Below are 21528 nucleotides of genomic sequence, written 5' to 3'. Positions count from 1 at the left end.
GTATAATTAAATGAGTGTGCAGTCCTGCTTTCATTGCCTTGAGCCCATTCCCAAGGGTTTTAATGAATCGGTTGTGGTTAACAATAAACCTGAACCCATGTGTTGTATCGGCTGTAAGGCAGTGGCCGAGACCATTATCGCTCAGGGTATGAGCGACTATTACAAATTCCGCACCGAATCAGCCGGCAAGGTGCAGCAGTTGGTGCCAGAGCAACTGGCGCTGATCCAAAGTTATGACAACGAGTCTATCCAGCAGGAATTTATTTCCCATCAGGGTAATGACAAAGAGGTGCTGCTCAGCGTTGAAGGTATAAGCTGCGCCGCCTGTGCTTGGCTGATTGAAAAGCAGCTATTGGCTCACTCCGGGGTGAAGCGGGTTGATGTAAACACCTCCACCCACCGCGCTATGATCGTATGGGACGACACCCAGGCCAAACTCAGTACCTTGATCACCAGCCTTGCAGAAATCGGTTATAAATCTTACCCCTTCCAGGCCGATAACGAAGCGGCACAAAAGCAGGTGCAGGCCAAGAGCTTTGTCCGCCGTCTCGGTGTAGCCGGCTTGATGACCATGCAGGTGATGATGTTTGCCTTTGCCATGTACTTTGGCATGTTCTCAGGCATGGAAGATAACTTTGAACAGTATTTCCGCTGGATCAGCCTGACGCTGGCCACGCCGGTGATCTTCTACTCGGCACTGCCGTTCTTAAGTAACGCCATTACCGGCTTAAAAGCCAAAAAATTAAATATGGATGTGCCCGTCTCCCTGGCCATTTTTGGCGCCTATTTTGCCAGTGGTTATGCCACCTTCACTGGCACCGGCGAGGTGTATTTTGAGTCCATCTGTATGTTTACCTTCTTGCTGCTGCTGGGCAAATATTTAGAGTTTCGTGCTCGCCTTAAAGCCAGCGAGTTCACTGCAAACCTGCAGCAACTACTGCCGCTCACTGCCCGCGTGGTCGATGGCGACAACGAGGAGCAGTTAATTAGCGCCAAGCTGTTAAAGCTAGGTGATACGGTGCGAGTCAAAGCCGGTGAAACCATAGCCGCCGACGGCCAGGTTATCAGCGGGCGTTCCAGCGTCGATGAGTCCATGATGACGGGTGAACATCACCCGGTTAACAAGACATTGGGCGATCAGGTCCATGCCGGCACGGTGAACCATGACGGGGTATTAACCCTGAAAGTGAACAAGGTTGGTCAAAATACCCTGGTCAATCAGATTATTCGCCTGCAACACAGTGCCCTAAGCCAACGCCCTAAAATCGCCCAAATCACCGACAAGGTGGCACAATGGTTTGTCGCTTGCTTGTTGATCTTTGCCTCCATTACCGCCTTATCCTGGTACCAAATCGACCCGGAGCACGCGTTTTGGATAACCATAGCCGTATTGGTTGCCACCTGCCCCTGTGCTTTAAGTCTGGCAATTCCAACAGCCCTAACCTGCGCCGTGGCCAACCTCACCAAGCGTGGGGTCTTGATAAAGCAGGCACATGTGCTGGAAACCGCCACCAAGTTAACCAAGGTGGGTTTTGATAAAACCGGTACCCTCACCTATGGCCGCTTCGCCATCGCCAAAATGGACATTCTCGATAGCGGCTACAGCGAACAGGAATTAAAATCCTTAGCCGCCAGTTTAGAGCGTTATTCCGAGCACCCGATCGCCAAAGCCTTTAGTGAGATCACCCCCATTCACCCGCAGCCCGAGCAGGTTGAGGTGCATACCGGCTTTGGTGTTGCTGGCATCTGGCAAGCGCATAAGGTGCATATTGGCAAGGCCAACTGGTTTTCCCATGAGTTGGCACTCAATGCTCAGGCCGTGCTTTTTATCGACCAAAAACCTGTGGCCGCCTTTGATCTGCAAGATCAGGTACGCGACCATGCCGAGGCACTGCAAGCTGAGCTGAAAGAGCAAAACATCAGCCGTGTGATGCTTACCGGCGACCCTTCAACTGCCGGCAAACAGCTAGCGGAGCAACTTGAACTTGATGCCTACCACGGCGCCTTGCTGCCCGAAGACAAGCTGGCGTTAATGCAAAAATGGCATGGCGAAGGTCAGGTATGCGCCATGATAGGTGATGGTGTCAATGACAGCCCAGTATTTAATGCCGCTCACCTGTCTATCGCCATGGACAGCGGAGCCGATATTTCTAAAAACACCGCCGATGTGGTGCTGCTCAACAGCGATTTACGCTCGGTGGCGCAACTTATCCGCGTGGCCAAACAAACGCGCCGTATTATTAGGCAGAACTTAACCCTGTCTTTGTGTTATAACGGGGCTATTCTACCCCTTGCCGCCTTGGGCTGGGTTGCCCCCTGGATGGCGGTGATCGGCATGTCGGCAAGCTCGATTATTGTTATCACCAATTCATTACGGTTGCTGCGCTTATGAGTATCATCTACGTCCTAATCCCCATTGCCATTTTGTTTGTGCTTATCGCCATTGGTATCTTTTTCTGGGCGGTAAGAAGCGAGCAGTTTTCCGATTTGGAAAAGCAAGGTCACAGTATTCTCTTTGAAGACGACAAAGAGGAACACGACAAGAGCAATGAACGAGATTAACTTTGCCGCCGCCCTGTTAATGGGCTTGGCCGGCAGTGGCCATTGCGTCGCCATGTGTGGTGGTATCGCTGGCACGTTTCAGCTCGCCAGCCGCGATCTGCCGCCGCTCGGCGCCACGCTTGCCTATAATGTCGGGCGCTTAAGCAGCTATGCTTTAGCCGGTGCTCTAGTCGGCGGCTTTAGCGCCGCATTTGCCAGTCAAAACAACCATATCAGCCTGGGCCTAAGCCTGCTAAGTGCTGTCTTTATGATCCTCGTTGGCCTCTACGTTATGCGCCTGTTTAATCCTTTGGGCGGCATAGAAAAGCTGGGCAACTGGGCAATTTGGCGCCATATCGTCAAGTTGAATCGTCATCTGATGCCGGTTAACAGCTACCCAAAAGCCCTGTTATACGGCGCCCTGTGGGGCTGGTTACCCTGCGGCTTGGTCTACAGCGCGTTAACCTGGGCTATTTTTAGCCAAAGCGCCGCCGATGGCGCCTTATTTATGGCCTTGTTTGCCCTTGGCACCTTGCCGGCACTGCTCGCCTTGGGCTTGGGTGCCAACGCCATTAAGGGTATACTTAACCAAACGTGGGTGCGCCTGGTCTTGGGTAATCTATTACTTTGGTATGGGCTCTATAGCTTGGTTATTGCAAGTGCCTCGCTAGTCACGTAGATTTAACTTCATCTCTTGCTTACCTTGGAATGTAAAATGGACGTAAAAACACAACTTTCTGGTAAATTCGCTGGTAAATCGAATTGCACCATTAGCTGTACCAACTGCTCTATCTCTCAGTTGTGCCTTCCTTTTAGCTTAAATGGCGAAGAAATGGACCGCCTTGATGAAATCATCGAGCGCAAAAAGCCACTGCACAAGGGCGATTACCTGTTCGAGTCTGGCACTAAGCTAAAATCCATTTTCGCGGTACGCAGCGGCTCATTTAAGTCTTTTACCCTTTCAGAGCAGGGTGAAGAGCAGATCACCGGCTTCCACCTGGCAGGAGATTTAGTGGGATTCGATGGTATTCATACCGCTACTCACCAAAGTTTTGCCCAGGCTATGGAAACCTCCATGGTTTGTGAAATTCCTTTTGAAACCTTGGATGATTTGGCCGGACGCCTGCCCAAGTTACGCCAACAGATCATGCGCCTGATGAGCAACGAGATTAACTATGATCAGGAAATGCTGCTGTTATTGAATAAAAAGACCGCCGAGCAACGTCTGGCGTCCTTCTTACATACGCTTTCTCGTCGCTTTAGCGAGCGCGGCTTCTCGGCTCGTGAATTCCGCCTCACCATGACCCGGGGCGAAATCGGCAATTACCTGGGTTTAACCGTTGAAACCATCAGCCGTTTATTAAGTCGTTTTCAGAAAAGTGGCTTTATTAGCGTCGACGGTAAATTTATTACCATCAATGATCATCAGCAACTCGCTCAGGCTGCAGCCATTTCTACGCCAAGCAGTTGATCTGACTCAAACTAAATCCATTCGCGCCTTTTAATATCAGGGATTTCTATTACACTCATAGTTGTATTGAAATACTCTTAAAATTAGGTATTAAGGAGGCGCATTATGGATAAAATTAAACGTATACTTGCAGTTGTTGACCCATCCGTCGAGGCACAGCAGAGCTTATCTCGAGCCGCGGAAATAGCGCGTAACACAGGCGCAAACATTACCGCCTTCTTATCCATCTACGATTTCTCTTATGAAATGACTACCATGCTCAGCGGCGATGAGCGCGAAGCCATGCGCAGAGCAGTAATAGCCGATAAAGAGCAATGGCTGCAATCTTTGGCGGCGCAGCATCAGGATATCAGCTTCGATACCAAGGTGGTGTGGCATAACCGTCCTTTTGAAGCCATTATTCGTGAGGTGTTAGAGCATGAGTACGACTTGGTGATCAAGGGCACACATCAACATCATGCCCTAAAATCTGTGATCTTTACCCCCACCGACTGGCACCTTATTCGCAAGTGCCCTACACCATTATTATTGGTGAAAGACCACAAATGGTTGGTTGGTGGCGCTATTCTAGCGGCAGTGAATGCGTCAAGCGATGATGAACAACATCAGGCACTCAGCGAGCGCATCATCAAAGATGCCCAGTTTATCAGCAAGATTGCCAAGGGTGACTTGCACCTGGTTAACGCCTACCCGGCTACACCGGTCAATATCGCCATCGAAATTCCCGAGTTTAATCCGTCGCAATACAATGAAACGGTAAAAGAGCACCACCTCAGTTCTACCCGTGAGCTGGGTAAGCAATTCGGTATCCCTGAAAATCATCAACATGTGGAAGAAGGCCTGCCGGAAGACGTACTGCCGCGCCTGGCGGAAAAGCTCGACAGCGAGTTAGTGGTCATTGGCACAGTGGGTCGTACCGGACTCAGCGCTGCCTTGGTGGGTAATACCGCCGAGCATGTTATCGACAGCCTGGATTGTGACGTGCTGGCGCTTAAACCAGATGGCTATCGCAGTCCACTGGAAGATTAACCCAAAACCAATTTTCAACACCTTCAGGCAGCATCCGCTGCCTTTTTCTTGATGCCTCGAGTGCGTCAGCCTATAATACGCGCCTTTGATTTTTAGCCTTAGAGGGTGCCCAGGTGTCGCATTCAGCACAAGCCAAAGCGCAATACAATTTCAACAAACTGCAAAAGCGCTTACGCCGCCATACCGGTCAGGCCATTGCCGACTTTAATATGATTGAAGAAGGCGATCGCATCATGGTGTGCTTGTCTGGTGGTAAAGACAGCTACACCCTTTTGGATATACTGCAAAACCTGCAACGCTCGGCACCAGTCAACTTCGAGCTGTTCGCCGTAAACCTGGACCAAAAACAGCCAGGCTTCCCTGAGCATATTTTGCCTCAGTACCTCAATGAGCTGGGTATTGAATACAAGATAGTCGAGGAAGACACCTACGCTATCGTTAAGGACAAGATCCCCGAAGGTAAAACCACCTGCTCGCTATGCTCACGTCTGCGCCGCGGCATCTTATACCGCACCGCCAAAGAAATGGGTGCCACCAAGATTGCCCTGGGCCACCACCGTGACGATATGATAGAAACCATGTTTTTGAACATGTTCTATGGTGGCAAGTTAAAAGGGATGCCGGCTAAACTCATGAGTGATGACGGCCAACACATGGTTATTCGCCCACTGGCTTACTGTAAAGAAGTGGATATTGCCGAGTATGCAGAACATAAGCAGTTCCCCATTATCCCTTGTAACCTGTGCGGCTCACAGGAAAATCTGCAACGACAAAACATCAAAGCCATGTTGCAGCAATGGCATAAACAACACCCGGGACGCATCGAAAGCATCTTTACTGCGATGCAAAACGTCGTACCTTCGCACCTGGCCGATACAAATTTATTTGCCTTTAGCGACTTACAAACCGGTGAGGTGATCGACGGCGGTGACACGGCGATGGATAAACCTGAGGTACCCGTCATCCCCGTAGGCTATGACCAGGAAGATGAGGTCGCCGATACAACCCCTGCAATTATTGAACTGACTTAATGTCACCATGAAAAAAGCGCTAATCAGCGCTTTTTTCATATGTATAAGGCGGCTAGCCTATTCGCAGCCCTCCTCAATTTCATTGACACAAATATCACCGGTTTCAGTAAAGGTGGCATTGCCGTCGACTCCTATGGCACCCACTTCAATTTTCATTTCCGTATTTGCCGGCAAGGCATCCAAAAACTCTTGTGAGACCGCAACCTGAAACGCCGATGCGGGCACCCGAACACTGAATTTCATCTTCGCCAAGGGATCTCCATCCTCGACAACGGTATCCATAACGACTTCCCACGCACCGACGGCTACAAATTCGGGGTGCATAGGCAAGCTACCATCATTGACTAAGTCATCAAGTTCGCCACTGGTCGCACATTTACCAAGATCGTTACCCGGCTCCCAGGTGATCACTCCACCATTATATGAAACATTGGCAGGCGCGGCCGGTAGGTGATAGGTAAGCATGGTCTCGCCTTCGGCTTTTTCTCCTTCTTCTCCTTTGCCCGTGACCATATAAATGCCCGGTTGCCAGCGTTCTAGAAACTCACTTAGTGTGACTATTTCTTCATCCTCTTCGGCTTCAGGATCATTCCAACACAAGGGTTCGGCGCTTTCGGCAAAGGTTTCGGTCAAGGTTTGTTCCTTCAATGACCCTCCTACCTTGTACTCGAACAGTTTGGCGCCATCTGGGTCCGTCAGCCGCGCCGACTCAAGGTCGTCACCGTCAAATAAAAAGTGGAAACCTATGTCTCCGTCGCTGGCATTAATTTCAATCAGAGCCAGGCATTCTCCGAAATCACCGCAGGGTTCGGTTGCCAAGCCCTGCATACTTGCGCCTGAGGTGACCACAAACAGCATGGCTCCAATTTTGGATATGTATTTCATTTTCTATTCCTCGTTGCTTGCTTTTAACGGCGATCGAGGCATTCGCATAATACAAAAATGAACGGGTCACCGCCGTTACACTCGTAGAAAGTATAGAAGCGAGGCAGGACTTTGCAGCGAGCAATAGGAAGAATTTTCGGTGGTCTGCCGTAGCACAGACAGTCAAGGTTGTTTCTGGTTGAAACGGGGTGGGTCAGTAGCCCGGCGGCACCGGGCACTATGGTCAATGATTAACCTTTATCAATCCAAGGGGTGATACGAGCCAGCTTGGCACCGTCCACCAGCACGGTTTCGCTATCTTCCCACTTGTTTTTAATTTTGACCTTACAGCGAGTGTCGACGCACTGCCAGTCGGAAGGGACATCGGTGGGCACAGAGCCAGTAAAGTGCAGTTGAATACCTTGCTGATCCGGTAGCAAGAAAGACATCAGGGTGCCGACGAAGAAGCCGGAAAGATCCGCCAACAGCTCCTCAAGCTCATTATTCACCTGATATAACTGCCCTGCAGTGATCCCCTGTTGCGGCATTTTTGCTTCAATCTGTATGCTTAACTGACAGCCGCCGGCATTGGCTGGGGTCACCACCACCATGGCTTTGTGGGTATCTAGCTCTTTATCAAAGGGCAGGAACAGCTGACCTTGGTCGTCGTAAGTTAAAGGGTAACTTTGCTTTTCCGTTAAGATTTCCCCAGCTGCGATCTCACAGGGCTTGGCATCGGCATAGGTTTTTAAATAAAAACCAACCTGTGCATATTGGTACTCGCCCTCGTTCACGACTTCCATGCGGTCATAAAAGCCGTCATACGACATGACCACAGGCTCAGCAGCCGCGCTAAACGACAAGATTAATAACGGAGATACCCAGGAAGTCAGTTTATTCATCAAAATACGCCTCATTATGGTCTATCATTGCGTGCAGCTCTTCAATATAGGCTTCACCGCGCTCGGAGTAAGACATTAATCCATAGGCCAGATCTTTGGCAGTCAGTGGCTGTTGTGCCTGGCGCAACTCGGCGCGAATATCGCGCAGCTCACGATAGGCATTATGGGTGTTAATGTTATAGAAATAGGCATCGACCGCTTCTTGTACCGACTGATACACGGCCACCTCATGTTTGGCTCCCTGATTGCGGCGTTTAGGCACCAGGCCACAACCCTCGCTAAAGCACCATTGGCCAAAAAAGTTCAAGCCGATACGAGCAAAGCGCGAGGTACCCCAGGCCGACTCATTGGCCGCCTGCATCATCACCAGCTCTTTGGGGATCACATCAACGCGACGCAGCGCCTGTTGCAATGACAGCTCGCTTATCTCTTCATCCACAAGACCATATTCGGCAAAAATATCCTCTACCTTTTGCTCTTGAGTGGCGGATAAGGCCTGCTGATACTGAATCATCATCAGGGCGATTTCTAAAGTCGCGCGCTGATCCCGCACTCGGCTGTTGGCTTTTTCCACCGGGCCGCGAATAAAGTCAAAAAACAGGGATTTTTTTTCTTTAATATCGGTAACTTGTGCAAAGTCAGGCAGTTTAACATTGTGCTTTGGCTTTTCCACCACTGGTTTTTTAACAGCTTGCTCTGGCGTTGACTCTGTAACTTGCGCACTCTGCTCCTGCGGCCCCCAGATAAAGGGGTACACCAGGGCGGTAATGGAGATGATAGTAAATAGAATGAGTCCCAGTTTTTTGATCATGACACCTCTAGTATTCATATGTCTGGATAAACAAACGGCGCATTATATCCTAACAGAAGCAAATACGAAATAATCACTACTTTGCCACTAACATCATACAAGACAAGGAGTTATTTATTGTTTACACTCAGTACATAATACTCAGGGTTACGAGCACTGCATGGCCGATATTTGGCAACAAAGACGCACAGGTGAAGATAAGCATCGCCCCAACGATAACCGCTCTTCGTGGCAGGTCGACCGCTCGCGTATTATTCATGCCGCCGCGTTTCGTCGCCTGCAGGCAAAAACGCAAATCATGGGCATTGGCCTGAACGACTTTCACCGCACTCGCCTCACCCACTCTTTAGAGGTAGCGCAAATAGGCAGTGGCTTGCTGCGCCATCTGAGCCGACAACATCCCGATATCACCTGTCTGCCCGATGATTCCTTGTTGGAAACCTTGTGTTTAGCCCATGATATAGGTCATCCACCCTTCGGCCACGGCGGTGAAATTGCTCTAAATTACATGATGCGTGAACACGGTGGCTTTGAGGGCAATGCGCAGACTTTACGCATTGTCGCCAAGCTTGAACCCTACACCCAGGGCTTTGGCATGAACCTGACCCGCCGTACCCTGCTGGGTTTTATAAAATACCCGGCACTGCTCGATACCCTGTGGCATAGCAAGCCATCCGAGCCGGCGCAGCAGCGTTATATTAAGGCCAATGAATGGCGCCCAGCCAAGGGCCTGTACAGTGATGACAGTGACTTGGTAGACTGGATCTTCGCTCCCTTGAGCGCCGCGGACAGGGCCTTATTTCAAAGTCACCAGCCCCAGGATAGCTTTCGCGCCAAAACCCTGTATAAGTCGGTGGACGCATCTCTGATGGAGCTGGCCGATGATATCGCCTACGCGGTACATGACCTCGAGGATGCCATTGCCACCGAGCAGATCACCATTCACGACTGGCAGTCCCACGCCGAACCTATGTTGGCTGAGCTCGACTGTCCCTGGCTCGAAGGTGCCAATATGGCGCAGCGATTATTCTTCCAGTGTGAGGCGCAGCGCAAGGACCTTATAGGCGAGCTGGTGAACCTCTTTATCACACAAGCTAAATTGGTACCCACCGACGGCGACTTTAGCTGCGCTATGCTTGGCTATCAGGTGGTCTTGCCGCCAAGTTATCAGGCGCTACTGGATTGCTTAAAAACCTTTATTTATAAGCGCCTTATTCGTGCCCCACATATGCAGCAGATAGAATTTAATGGCCAGAAACTGATCATCGAATTATTCGAGGCCTTTGCCAGCGATCCGCTGCGTTTATTGCCGGAAACCACAGCCGTCGCCTATCGTCAGGCGGAAAAAACCGGCACCAGCACCTACAGAGTCTTGTGTGACTACCTCAGTGGCATGACCGACGAATATGCCTATAAAACCCACCAACGTTTATTTAGCAGCAGTTCGTATTAACCCTCCCTTTTCTGACGTTTTTGCCACTGCGGTCAGTTGTACCCTCGCCATATTGGCCTATTATTATTGATGTAATTGCTTGCATTTATTCGCCTTATACCAATTCTGTTGAGTATGTGATCAGACATAGCGTTGGCTAAATGATGTGATAACAAGGCGGAATTTTTCTTATGTAGTTTTGCTACAAAGATAAATTCCAACGCCGTTAGCATGATATTGAGCCCGCTAGAATGATTAGCTATTTAAGTGAATTGGTATTAATCGGATACCCCTATAAAGGAAATCGGATGCCATTTATAGCCCTGGTTATTGTCATTTTCGCCTTGGTGCTTACACCTAGCGTCGACGCCGGGCAGCAAGCACCTTTATATCTGGAAGAACGCCAAGCCATTGTTAAAGATATAGATAAATACGACTGGATCCGCCTGAGCTCAGGCGAATGGCTAAAAGGTGAATTTAAAGCCATGTACGACAAACAAATTGAGTTTGACAGCGACATACTCGACACCCTGTTTATCGACCGTGAAGACGTCGACATGGTGATTTCCGGGCGAGCCCATAGCGTGCGCTTTAACGACGGCCATGTCAGCGAAGGCGCCTTGTTGATCGGCCCAAGTTATGTACAGGTAGGCGCAGCTAAGCTGGCCTATTTACCCAAAGATCTGGTGTCTATCGCCGCCAGCGCTAAGGACGCCGGTGGCGCCTGGTATGCCAAGGTGGGTGTCGGCGCTAATTTAAGTCGGGGCAACACAGAGCAAAGTGAGCTCTCCGCCACCGTTGATATCAAACGGCGCACCGCCACCAATCGGTTGCTGATCAACGCCCTGGCGGCACGCACCAGCAACGATGAAGAGGTCACTGAAAACAATGTCCGTGCTAGCGGCACCTTTGACTGGTTTTATACCAAGTCCCTGTATTTTCGCCCGGTGTTTTTCGAATACTATCGCGACCCATTTCAGAATATCGACCATAAATACACGCTCGGCGCCGGTATAGGTTATTACGTCATTGATAATCAGCGCTGGGAATGGGATATAGGCATGGGTCCTGCCTATCAAAGAACGCAATTTGCCAATGTCGTTATTGACGCTCCCAGCAGAAACTCAACGACCTCAGTTTATTTTTCGTCAAATATGGATTACGAGCTGACCTCAGACATAGATTTAACCTTTGACTATCGTTTTACCCTTGCCGAGCAAGCGGCCGGTGGCAATGCTCAGCATGCCCTGATGGGTGCCTCAATAGATATCACCAGTGATATTGATTTCGACATATCACTGCTTTGGGATCATCTGCAATCTCCTATCGCCAATGCCGATGGCACAGTGCCGAAAAAGGATGACTATAAGATGATCGTAACTTTTGCCGTCGAGTTATAGGAGTGGACATGGCTCCCTTAAATCCTGCACAACGAACCCAGCTCTCACCACACAGTCGCGCCGCTGGAAAAGCCTCCACCAAAGTCAGTGGCAAAGCCTTAGGCCTTGCCCTGACGGCACTCTTGCTAACACCGGCGGTACAAGGTGCCACCGTTGAAGAACGCTTGGCCGCGCTAGAGCGTCGTATTGTTGAGTTAGAACAGCAGTTAAAGCGCAAAGATGCCGAAATAGAACAGCAGCTCAAGCTTAAAGACGCTGAAATTGCTGCCATTAAGCGTCCTTTGGCTACGGTCAAAACCCAAACCGAACAACCTCAAAGCAAGCTTAATGGCCGCCTTTATCAGGAGTATGAACGTCCCAGCTACCGTTTTAAAACGCCACCAAAGAGCATCTTTTTAAGCGATTCGGACACCACCTTGCAAATAGGCGGGCAAATTTGGCTCGATGCCATTTATAACGATGGCGACATGGCCAATCGCGGCGCCTTTCAAACCTCGTCCATTCTCTTTGACGAAGATGCCAGCGACGATAAGACCTTGCTCAACGCGGGACAATCCAAGCTCTCCTTTCGCAGTCACACCCCAACCGAGCACGGCGATATGACCACCCGCTTTGAGTTTGATATGTTCGATGGCGACGGTAATGCCGATTTTAACCTCACTCACCTTTGGGGTGAGCTTGGCAACTGGGGAGCTGGGCAGACCTTTAGCGGCTTTATGGACATCAATTCCTTTCCCAATATCCTCGATTATTGGGGCCCATCGGCCATGGTCTTTGCCCGTCACCCGCAAATTCGTTATCGCCGCAGCTTAGGCAATGGCAGCTTCTGGGCCTTAGGTATCGAACGTTCAGATGCAGATCTGGCGTTACCGGTTAATATTGATCCTGAGTCCCTGAACTATAGCGAACAAAACGATTGGCCCGATGCCAGCGCCAGTTATACCTATCAATTTGATCAGGGGTATATCAAAACCGCACTGCTATTGCGCTATTTGGGATACAAAACAAACCTGCAAGAAGATAAGGTGTGGGGCTGGGGCATTAATGTCACCGGCACCTATGATGTAAATTACAGTCACAGTCTGAAATTTCAAATCGCCAACGGTAAAGGCATAGGCCGCTACCTAAACGATCCCTGCTGCCATTATTACGCCGATATCACCGGCGGCAGTGATGCAGGACTCGACGGCAATGGCGAGCTCACCGCCATAGGCGCCACGGCGGGTTTTATCTATTTGGATAAACAATGGAACGACAACTACACCTCTTCCATCGGCATCAGTTACGTGGATATAGACAATATCATCACCCAGCATCCCTTGTCGTTCAATAACAGCCTCTACAGTACGGTGAACCTGATTTACAACCCGACCACAATGTCGCGTCTCGGCATTGAGCTGCAATATGGTGAGCTCGAGAATTATCGTGGCGATAAGGGCGACAACTTACGTTTGCAAACCTCTTTTGGTTTTAAATATTAGGAACTTAAGGCGCGATTCACGCCCTATTTGCAGTTTAAGGACGATAAGGACTGATATACATGAAGAAAATACTCTACTCGCTACTATTGATATCGGCCCTCGGCCTGCAAACTCAAGTCGATGCCCGCCCCTATGACACAGCCAAGGTGGAGCAGATACTTGCTCAGGCCCATACCCTGTATAAAGACGAAAAAAGCGGCGCCAATGCGGATTATATTCCCGCTCTTGCCAAGGTCGACAGCGAGCAATTTGCCATTGCCCTGGTTACCACAGACGGCAAGATTTTTACCCAGGGCGACATAGACAGCCACTTTTCTATTCAGTCTATTTCCAAGGTATTTACCCTGGCTTTGGCCATGGAGCAACAAGGACCCGAGGCCATCTTGGATAAAATCGGCGCCAACGCCACCGGCCTGCCCTTTAATTCGGTCACCGCCATCGAGCTTAATCCGGCCAGATCTGTCAATCCCTTGGTGAATGCCGGAGCCATGGCCACGGTCAGCCTGATAGAGGGCGATAGCGCCGCACAAAAATGGCAGGCGATCAGTGCCTGGTATGGAAAATTTGCCACCACCAAGCTGGACGTGCTTGAGGATGTGTATCGCTCCGAGTCCAGCAGTAATGGCCATAACCTGGCCATTGCCGAGCTGCTTAAATCTTACGGGCGTTTTTACGGCGATGTGGATATCAACCTGGATATCTACACCCGTCAGTGCTCCGTGGGCGTCACCACTAAAGACCTGGCTATTATGGCCTCAGTGTTCGCCAACGGCGGCACCCACCCCATCAGCGGCGCACAATTGATGCGCGCTGATAATGTCGAGCGGGTGCTGGCGGTCATGAGCACGGCTGGCTTGTACGAAACCAGCGGCGAATGGGCCTATACGGTCGGCTTACCGGCGAAAAGTGGGGTCGGCGGCGGCATTATTGCCATTATGCCGGGTAAGTTCGCCATCGCCGCCTTTTCACCGCGCCTCGATGCGGCCGGTAACAGCGTCAGAGCGCAAAAGGCCATTGATTATATTGCCGATAAAGCCAAGGCCAATATCTTTAGTCACCTCGACTAACCATAGTGATTGATTCACGGCACGGGGCGTTAAAAAGCGCCCTGTGCCTGGCTCTGGCGATTCCTTCTAAGAGAGCAAAATGCTACACTGACGCCCTACTTATAATAACTTTCATCATTTATCGCCAATGAAAATAATCTCTTTCAATATTAATGGCTTACGCGCTCGCCTTCATCAACTTCAAGCACTTATCGACAAGCATCAACCGGATGTGATCGGCTTACAGGAAATCAAGGTGCATGATGAAATGTTCCCCGTCGCTGACGTCGAGGCCATGGGTTATCACGTGTATTTCCATGGTCAAAAAGCCCATTACGGCGTCGCCATGCTGACCAAGCAGCCGGCCAAAATGGTGAAAAAAGGCTTCTCCACCGACACCGATGAGCACCAAAAGCGCATGATAGCGGTGACAGTGGAAAATGCTCAGGGGGAAGATGTCACCGTGCTTAATGGTTATTTCCCCCAGGGCGATAACATCAACCATGAGACCAAGTTCCCTTATAAGCGTCAGTTTTACAGCGATCTGATGGCCGAGCTAAACACTCAATACAGCCCAGACAGCAAGTTAGTGGTAATGGGTGATATTAATATTTCGCCAATCGATCTGGATATCGGCATCGGTGAGGCCAACAAAAAGCGCTGGCTAAAAACCGGTAAATGCTCCTTCCAGCCGGAAGAAAGACAATGGCTGGCCACCCTCACAAATTGGGGTCTGGTGGATACCTTTAGACAACTGCACCCGGATACTGACGACAAATATTCCTGGTTCGACTACCGCTCCAAGGGCTTTGATGACAACCGCGGCCTGCGTATCGACGTTATTCTGGCCACTCCTGCCTTGGCGCAATCCCTGTCGGAAAGCGGCATAGACTATGAACTGCGCGGCATCGAAAAACCATCGGATCACGCCCCTGTCTGGAGTACCTTCGAGGGCTAATTGCCATGCTCGTAAGCTTTATTGCCGTCTTACTCATACTGTTTTTCACCCTGGATAAAGCCAGTGTGAGCGGTCTGTGGCAACGTCCGGCAAGACAAACCGGTCTGTTTGCCTGTGCCCTGGTGTTGGCAATGCTGTGGCGCATTAAGGCGGGGATAGTCCCGGGCCTGGATATACATATTCTCGGCATTACCGCGGTGACCTTGATCTTAGGTTGGCGTTTAGCCAGCCTGGCGGCTGTACTTGCCACCGCCTTGCTTACGAGCTTTTCAACCATACCTTGGGAAAACGCTGCGGTGTTTGCTATCACCACTGCACTTATTCCCATTTACTTTAGCTATGGCGTTTTTGTGCTGGTTTATAACCTGCTGCCACGTCATTTATTTATCTATATCTTCATCTGTAGTTTTCTCTGTGCGGCGTTGGCCAATTGCCTGAAGATCTTTGTCGGTGCGCTCTATTACTGGGCTATCGGCACCTATGAATGGTCTATGCTGATGGATAACTATGTGATTTTAAGTGCGCTTATCTGGTTCCCCGAAGCCATGCTCACCGGCATGGCCATGACCCTGCTGGTGATCTACCGCCCGCACTGGGTGCGCACCTTTTACGATAAGGAATACCTTGCACCATGAGTGCTTATTGCTGCCCCTTATGCCAACAGCCCTTAACCCGTCAGGGTAATAGCCTAAGCTGTGACACCGGCCACCAATTCGATTACGCCAAAGAAGGCTATATCAATTTATTACCGGTGCAATATAAGAAATCAAAACAACCCGGCGATAACCAGGATATGGTGCAAGCCAGACGTCGTTTTCTATCCGCCGGCCATTATCAGTTTCTGCGCCAGGCGTTAGCCGAACGTGTTGCTGCTTTACACCAAAGCGAGACGGGGGTGATAGACATGGGCTGCGGTGAAGGCTATTACACCCATGAGTTGGCAAACCAGCTAGAGCACCGGGGACAGGTGTACGGCATAGATATTGCCAAACCCGCTGTACGCTATGGCGCTAAACGCTATAACAACTGCGAATTTGCGGTGGCCTCAAGCAAGCAGATCCCCCTGAGTGCAGGCTCTGCATCCGTGGTTACCAGTGTATTTGCCCCCATCTTTGCCGAAGAAAGCGCCCGCCTATTGACGCCACAGGGATATCTGGTGGTGGCTTCGCCCGGCCCCAAGCATTTGGCCGAACTAAAAGAGATTATCTATAATGAAGTGCGCGAGCATCAACAGCTAGACACGCCCACAGGCTTTACTCGCAGCGCCGAGCAACTACTGAGCCGTACCCTCACCCTCACAGGTGAACAGGCAAGAGATTTGGCCTTGATGACCCCCTTTGCCTGGAAGTTTAGTGTCGAGCAGTTGGCACAGCTTGCAGCAAGAGCAGAATTTAAGGTGCAAGCCGAGTTTTACCTCAGCGAATTTCAGAAGATATCCTGACGAAAGGCCTTGTCCATTTTATCGAACATATCCTTAAGCAGCAGGGCCAGTTCGCGATATCGCGGCTTGGCCTTGGCCGGAGCACCACGATAGCCCTGGGCCACCATTTTCGTATACAGCTCTTTATACCAATGCGCATAAGCAGGTGGCAGCGGCGAGGAGGCTCGCTTGGCAAGCCACAGCAGACCTTGCACCGGCAGGGAGAGAATTAATAAGGCGCAGGCCAGCGCCGGCCCCAGATAATGCTGACCCAGTAATTGTAATTGCACCACCAGGCTTGTGAGCGCCAGCAACGGCATCACCTTAATGGCAAACAAGGTGGCACTGATAATCCGATTTTCCACAAACATGGGCGCCAATTCACGGCGCAGCGGCCAGAGTTTGGCGTAGCTATGCCCTTGCTGAATTTGTGTCATCATACTGTTTTGCATTTACGCCCCTTACAACTATCGCTTAGTAGCAATAATAAGGTAAAATAGTCGGTCCCACTGCAATAATACCTTAGTCTAAATGTAGCCTTTGGTCATAGTTATTATGACCAGGTTAAAAGCTATTACTTTAGGTAAACGTGGGGTTTAATTTCTGATTTTCAACCACGGGTCTACCAAATGTCTGTACAACACGTCCTAGTTTTAAATTGCGGCAGCTCAAGCCTAAAATTCGCAGTTATCGACGCCAGCAGCGGCGATGAACTGTTAAGTGGCTTAGCCGAGCGCCTTCATAACGACGACGCCTCCTTAAAGTATAAATTCGCCGGCAACAAAGAGCAAAACGCTTTACCCGCCGGTGCCGATCACAAAATCGCCATCGACACCCTAGTCACGCTGATCCACCAATATGATCTAGCTAAAGATTTAATCGCCGTTGGCCACCGTGTAGTGCACGGCGGTGAGCAGTTTACCGGCTCCCAGTTGATCACCCCGGACGTGCTTGACGCCATTACCCAGACCGCCCAATTAGCACCACTGCACAACCCTGCCAACCTGACCGGTATTCAGGCAGCGCAAGCAGCATTTCCTGAACTGGTGCAGGTGGCCGTGTTTGATACCGCTTTCCACCAAAGCATGCCAAAACACGCGTTTTTATATGCGCTCCCTTATTCTTTATATAGAGAACACGGTGTACGCCGTTACGGCTTCCATGGCACCAGCCATCATTATGTCTCAACCCAGGCCGTTGAGGCGCTCGGGTTAGCTGCGGACAATCATCGCTTGATCACCGCCCACCTGGGCAACGGTTGCTCTGTGTGCGCCATTAAAAATGGTGCCAGCGTCGATACCAGTATGGGCCTGACTCCGCTTGAAGGCGTGGTTATGGGTACTCGCAGCGGCGATATCGACCCGGGTTTATTCGACTTCCTTACCAGCCAGCTTGGGTACTCGGTCGCCGAGGTCAACACCATGTTGAATCAGCAAAGCGGCTTGCTAGGCATTAGCGAACTGTCCAATGACTGTCGCACCATAGAAGAAGCCTATTTAGAGGGGCACGAGCAGGCAACTTTGGCGCTGGATATCTTCTGTTATCGTCTGGCCAAACAAATTGCCGCTTACCTGGTACCGTTAAATGGTTTGGATGCCCTCATCTTTACCGGCGGCATAGGTGAAAACTCGGATATTATTCGTGCCAAGGTACTTGCGCATCTGAGCTTCCTCGGCTGGCAAATTGACGAGCAGCGCAACCTCGCCGCCCGTTTTGGCAAAAGTGGCGTGATCACCAGCGTTAACAGCCCACTGACCGCCATGGTGGTACCGACCAATGAAGAATGGATGATCTGTCAGGACGCTGCGCGTCTGGCTAAGGGAGCCTAAATCATGTCTAGACGTATTATGCTGATCCCTGTGTCCACCGGTGTGGGACTGACCTCGGTCTCTGTGGGTTTGGTACGGGCACTGGAGCAAAAAGCCCTGAAGGTCAACTTCTTCAAACCCATAGCCCAACCGCGCCGTGGTGAATGTGGTCCGGAGAAATCCACCGCCATAGTTAAAATTGGTTCTAGCATTAATCCGCCCGAGCCTATTTCCCTCGCCTATGCAGAAAAAATGATCGGCGATGGCCATGGTAACACCTTGCTCGAAGAAATCGTTGAGCGCTTTGAAAGTGGTATAAATGACGATGAAATTACCATTATCGAAGGCATGGTACCAACCCGTAACCAGCCCTATGCCGGGCGTGTTAACCGTGAAATTGCACAGACTCTGGGCGCCGATATCGTTTTTGTGCTGACCCCGAGCAACGACACGGTGGAAGAGCTTGAAGACAAGTTGGAAATCGCCGCCGGCAACTATGGCGGCATTGCCCACCCACGAGTATTGGGCTGTATTTTTAACAAGGTCAATGCGCCGCTTGATGAGCAAGGCCGTGCCCGGGCCGACCTGGTGGAGCAGTTCAATCCGGATTTACTGGATAACGAAGTGAACCGCCTGGCGTCCATGCCGCTATTTCGCAAGCATCCGTTCCAACTCCTTGGCACCATCCCCTGGGATTTTGAGCTGGTAGCGCCTCGTGTTATTGACCTGGCCAACTACCTGGATGCCCGCATTATCCACCAGGGCGATCTACTGCATCGTCGTCTGCGCCGGGTAACCTTCTGTGCGCGCACCGTGTCTAACCTGCTCAACCATATCACTCCCGGTGTGCTGCTGGTGACACCGGGCGATCGCTCCGATGTGTTAGTCGCTGGCTGCCTGTCAGCCATGAACGGTACCAAGATAGGCGCCATCTTACTGACTGGCGGAATTAACCCAGAGCCGCGTATTATGGAGCTCTGCCACCAGGCCATGGAGCAAACCGGATTGCCTATTCTTGCTACTGAGCACGATACCTGGCGCACCTCCTTGCTGCTGCACAACTTCAACTTAGAAGTCCCCTGTGATGATGAGCAGCGTGTCGATAAGGTAAAGTCACACCAGGCCACCTTTATCGACTCCGACTGGCTTGATAGCCTGGCGCAGCAATCGCAAAAAACCCGTAAGCTGTCGCCTCCGGCATTTCGTTATTTGTTAACAGACAAGGCCCGTCGCGCCGATAAAACCATAGTGCTGCCAGAGGGCGAAGAGCCGCGCACCATAAAAGCGGCGGCGATTTGTGGCGAGCGTGGCATTGCCAATACCGTGTTACTAGGCGACCCGGCGGAGATCACCCGCATAGCCGAACAACAAGGGGTTGAGCTAAATGAGCGCATGCATCTTGTCGACCCGGAGCAGATCCGTCGCGACTATGTGGCGCCCATGGTGGAGCTGCGTAAGAGCAAGGGTCTGACCGAAGTGGTAGCCGAAGAAATGCTAAAGGACAATGTGGTGCTGGGCACCATGATGTTAGCCCAAGGCCAGGTAGATGGATTGGTATCAGGCGCTGTTAACACCACGGCCAATACCATTCGCCCGCCACTGCAGTTGATCAAAACCGCGCCGGGCTCGTCCCTGGTTTCATCTGTCTTCTTTATGTTGCTGCCGGATCAGGTGCTGGTATATGGCGACTGCGCTATTAACCCAGACCCAACCGCCGCCCAATTGGCGGACATTGCCATTCAATCCGCCGACTCTGCCAGCGCCTTTGGCATTGAGCCTCGGGTGGCGATGATCAGCTACAGTACAGGCAGCTCAGGCGCCGGTGCCGATGTTGAAAAGGTACGCGAAGCCACTGAGCTGGCTAAGCAAAAGCGCCCTGATCTGATCATCGACGGGCCGCTGCAATACGATGCCGCGATCATGGAGAATGTGGCCCGTAAAAAGGCGCCGAACAGTCCGGTCGCCGGTCAGGCAACCGTGTTTATCTTCCCTGATTTGAACACGGGCAACACCACCTATAAGGCGGTACAGCGTAGTGCCGATTTGGTCAGCATAGGGCCTATGCTGCAGGGCATGCGTAAACCGGTCAACGATCTTAGCCGCGGTGCCTTGGTGGATGATATTGTCTACACCATAGCCCTGACCGCAATTCAGGCGGATCAGGCCGAAGCCTAATTGCTCGCTTATGTTAGCCACATAATCACAAGGGTGCACCTTCGGGGGCACCCTGTTTATTTCGTTATTAGCAACAACCAACCGGGTGTTGATCAATAAACAACCAAACAAGATAATTTAAACAATTTCAAATAGATACAACTTACCGACCACCCTACCCCCAAACTTATCCACAGCAATTGTGAGCAACTTGCATTGGATTAAATTGCCCTTATTGGGTATAACTTGTACTTAACCCAAGGGGAACGGTATGGCCAAACAAACGCTTCAATTACTCCCACATGAATTTACCATTCACAGCTTCGACAGCTCCGCTGCCATCCCGAGTATTATTTTTCAAAGCGAGGTCTACTTTGTTGGTAAAACCGCCGAAGAGCTGTCCATCGTCTGTATCAGTGATATCGCCCTTGATAGCCTGGAGCAGGAGCCTGGTTGGGTGGCACTTGAGGTACTGGGGCCACTGGGCTTTTCCCTTACCGGCATCTTATCAAATATCTCCGGGGTTCTGGCCCGGGCGAATATCTCCATCTTTGCCATTTCCACCTTTGATACGGATTACATCCTGGTTAAAGGCATAGAGGCTAAAAACGCCGTGAACTCGTTAAAAAAAGAAGGTTATAACGTACGTTCATAAAACATAGGCGCTGCGAAGAAATTGCTTATTTCGACCTGCGGCAGTTTAAATCTGCGCCCTTGGCCGCTATCATGATCATTAATCTCGCGCCGTCGCCGCTGATTTGCTCTTGCTATCAACAGGTTGCGGCCAATGAATCCTTACTCTTTATCGGCAACTAAAGCTACAGACAGATTATGACCACTATTATGTACGGTATCAGCAACTGCGATACCATTAAAAAAGCAAAAAAACATTTAGAAAATAATAATGTAGATTACCAATTCCATGACTACCGCAAACAGGGGCTGGATTTAGCGCTACTTACTGAACTTGAAGCCCTGTTCGGCTGGGAAGCCATGGTTAATAAACGCGGCACCACATACCGCCAGCTCAGCGACGAGCAAAAGCAGCGGCTGAATAAGGAACTGGCCATGACCTTGATGCTGGAATCACCTGCCTTAATCAAACGCCCAATTCTGCGCACCGACGAGCATCATTTAATTGGCTTTAAGGCGGCGGAATACGACGCCATTTTTGCATAGG

Annotated in this window: 21 protein-coding genes; 17 read left to right on the top strand and 4 right to left on the bottom strand. The window is 50.7% G+C overall.

From position 1 onward, the window contains the following. Positions 1-10 precede the first annotated feature (10 nt). The 6 genes from C2M17_RS05265 (at position 11) to ttcA (ending at position 6072) form a co-directional block, all read left to right on the top strand. A complete protein-coding gene (locus C2M17_RS05265) occupies positions 11-2392 on the top strand; it encodes a heavy metal translocating P-type ATPase (protein WP_105199826.1) in 2382 nt (793 codons plus the stop codon). Then, a complete protein-coding gene (gene ccoS, locus C2M17_RS05260) occupies positions 2389-2562 on the top strand; it encodes a cbb3-type cytochrome oxidase assembly protein CcoS (RefSeq protein ID WP_105189569.1) in 174 nt (57 codons plus the stop codon). Before C2M17_RS05265 ends, ccoS begins: the two co-directional genes overlap by 4 nt. Continuing rightward, positions 2549-3220, top strand: a complete 672-nt coding sequence (locus tag C2M17_RS05255; protein ID WP_105199825.1) for a sulfite exporter TauE/SafE family protein — start codon at positions 2549-2551, stop codon at positions 3218-3220. Before ccoS ends, C2M17_RS05255 begins: the two co-directional genes overlap by 14 nt. Positions 3221-3256: 36 nt before the next feature. Then, positions 3257-4012 carry an FNR family transcription factor gene (locus C2M17_RS05250; RefSeq protein ID WP_105199824.1) on the top strand — a complete coding sequence of 252 codons (756 nt, stop codon included), beginning with the start codon at positions 3257-3259 and terminating at the stop codon, positions 4010-4012. A gap of 105 nt (positions 4013-4117) precedes the next feature. Then, positions 4118-5041: a universal stress protein UspE gene (gene uspE, locus C2M17_RS05245; protein WP_105199823.1), complete on the top strand. Its 924-nt coding sequence runs from the start codon at positions 4118-4120 to the stop codon at positions 5039-5041. 113 nt (positions 5042-5154) lie between these two features. Continuing rightward, the gene (ttcA, locus tag C2M17_RS05240) at positions 5155-6072 is read left to right on the top strand and encodes a tRNA 2-thiocytidine(32) synthetase TtcA (protein WP_105199822.1); all 918 of its coding nucleotides are present in this window, start codon (positions 5155-5157) and stop codon (positions 6070-6072) included. Between the two features lie 57 nt (positions 6073-6129). On the opposite strand, the gene C2M17_RS05235 is transcribed toward ttcA, so the two are convergent. The 3 genes from C2M17_RS05235 to C2M17_RS05225 form a co-directional block, all read right to left on the bottom strand. Further along, the gene (locus C2M17_RS05235) at positions 6130-6957 is read right to left on the bottom strand and encodes a hypothetical protein (RefSeq protein WP_105199821.1); all 828 of its coding nucleotides are present in this window, start codon (positions 6955-6957) and stop codon (positions 6130-6132) included. A 230-nt stretch (positions 6958-7187) separates the two neighbouring features. Further along, positions 7188-7838 (bottom strand): DUF2987 domain-containing protein, encoded by a 651-nt coding sequence (locus C2M17_RS05230; protein ID WP_158677928.1) that lies wholly within the window; start codon positions 7836-7838, stop codon positions 7188-7190. Beyond that, entirely contained in the window at positions 7831-8649 is an 819-nt protein-coding gene (locus tag C2M17_RS05225; RefSeq protein ID WP_105199819.1) for a glucosaminidase domain-containing protein, read from the bottom strand. Before C2M17_RS05225 ends, C2M17_RS05230 begins: the two co-directional genes overlap by 8 nt. Before the next feature lie 160 nt (positions 8650-8809). On the opposite strand from C2M17_RS05225, the gene C2M17_RS05220 reads away from it, so the two are divergent. From C2M17_RS05220 to rlmA, 7 genes are all read left to right on the top strand, one after another. Further along, on the top strand, positions 8810-10102 hold the full coding sequence (locus C2M17_RS05220) for an anti-phage deoxyguanosine triphosphatase (RefSeq protein WP_105199818.1): 1293 nt from the start codon (positions 8810-8812) through the stop codon (positions 10100-10102). A gap of 287 nt (positions 10103-10389) precedes the next feature. After that, on the top strand, positions 10390-11481 hold the full coding sequence (locus C2M17_RS05215) for a DUF481 domain-containing protein (protein ID WP_158683979.1): 1092 nt from the start codon (positions 10390-10392) through the stop codon (positions 11479-11481). 8 nt (positions 11482-11489) lie between these two features. After that, a complete protein-coding gene (locus C2M17_RS05210) occupies positions 11490-12962 on the top strand; it encodes a DcaP family trimeric outer membrane transporter (protein WP_105199816.1) in 1473 nt (490 codons plus the stop codon). A gap of 59 nt (positions 12963-13021) precedes the next feature. Further along, entirely contained in the window at positions 13022-14029 is a 1008-nt protein-coding gene (gene glsA / locus C2M17_RS05205) for a glutaminase A (RefSeq protein WP_105199815.1), read from the top strand. Between the two features lie 127 nt (positions 14030-14156). Further along, a complete protein-coding gene (xthA, locus tag C2M17_RS05200) occupies positions 14157-14966 on the top strand; it encodes an exodeoxyribonuclease III (protein WP_105199814.1) in 810 nt (269 codons plus the stop codon). A gap of 5 nt (positions 14967-14971) precedes the next feature. After that, on the top strand, positions 14972-15601 hold the full coding sequence (locus tag C2M17_RS05195) for an energy-coupling factor ABC transporter permease (RefSeq protein ID WP_105199813.1): 630 nt from the start codon (positions 14972-14974) through the stop codon (positions 15599-15601). Continuing rightward, positions 15598-16407: a 23S rRNA (guanine(745)-N(1))-methyltransferase gene (rlmA, locus tag C2M17_RS05190; RefSeq protein ID WP_105199812.1), complete on the top strand. Its 810-nt coding sequence runs from the start codon at positions 15598-15600 to the stop codon at positions 16405-16407. The genes C2M17_RS05195 and rlmA overlap by 4 nt, the downstream gene beginning before the upstream one ends. Here rlmA and yfbV read toward each other — a convergent pair. Further along, entirely contained in the window at positions 16392-16838 is a 447-nt protein-coding gene (yfbV, locus tag C2M17_RS05185) for a terminus macrodomain insulation protein YfbV (RefSeq protein ID WP_105199811.1), read from the bottom strand. The genes rlmA and yfbV overlap by 16 nt on opposite strands. Before the next feature lie 177 nt (positions 16839-17015). Between yfbV and C2M17_RS05180 the strand changes: the two genes are divergently transcribed. The 4 genes from C2M17_RS05180 (at position 17016) to C2M17_RS05165 (ending at position 21527) form a co-directional block, all read left to right on the top strand. Next, the gene (locus tag C2M17_RS05180) at positions 17016-18215 is read left to right on the top strand and encodes an acetate kinase (protein WP_105199810.1); all 1200 of its coding nucleotides are present in this window, start codon (positions 17016-17018) and stop codon (positions 18213-18215) included. A gap of 3 nt (positions 18216-18218) precedes the next feature. Continuing rightward, positions 18219-20369: a phosphate acetyltransferase gene (gene pta / locus C2M17_RS05175; protein WP_105199809.1), complete on the top strand. Its 2151-nt coding sequence runs from the start codon at positions 18219-18221 to the stop codon at positions 20367-20369. A gap of 250 nt (positions 20370-20619) precedes the next feature. After that, the gene (locus C2M17_RS05170; RefSeq protein ID WP_105199808.1) at positions 20620-21003 is read left to right on the top strand and encodes an ACT domain-containing protein; all 384 of its coding nucleotides are present in this window, start codon (positions 20620-20622) and stop codon (positions 21001-21003) included. 176 nt (positions 21004-21179) lie between these two features. Beyond that, positions 21180-21527, top strand: a complete 348-nt coding sequence (locus C2M17_RS05165; protein ID WP_105199807.1) for an ArsC family reductase — start codon at positions 21180-21182, stop codon at positions 21525-21527. Position 21528 lies beyond the last annotated feature (1 nt).

The organism is Pseudoalteromonas sp. T1lg10 (assembly GCF_002964545.1).
GTDB lineage: Bacteria > Pseudomonadota > Gammaproteobacteria > Enterobacterales > Alteromonadaceae > Pseudoalteromonas.
Note: the sequence above shows the minus strand (reverse complement) of the source record. Positions and strands in the feature narration are given on the sequence as shown.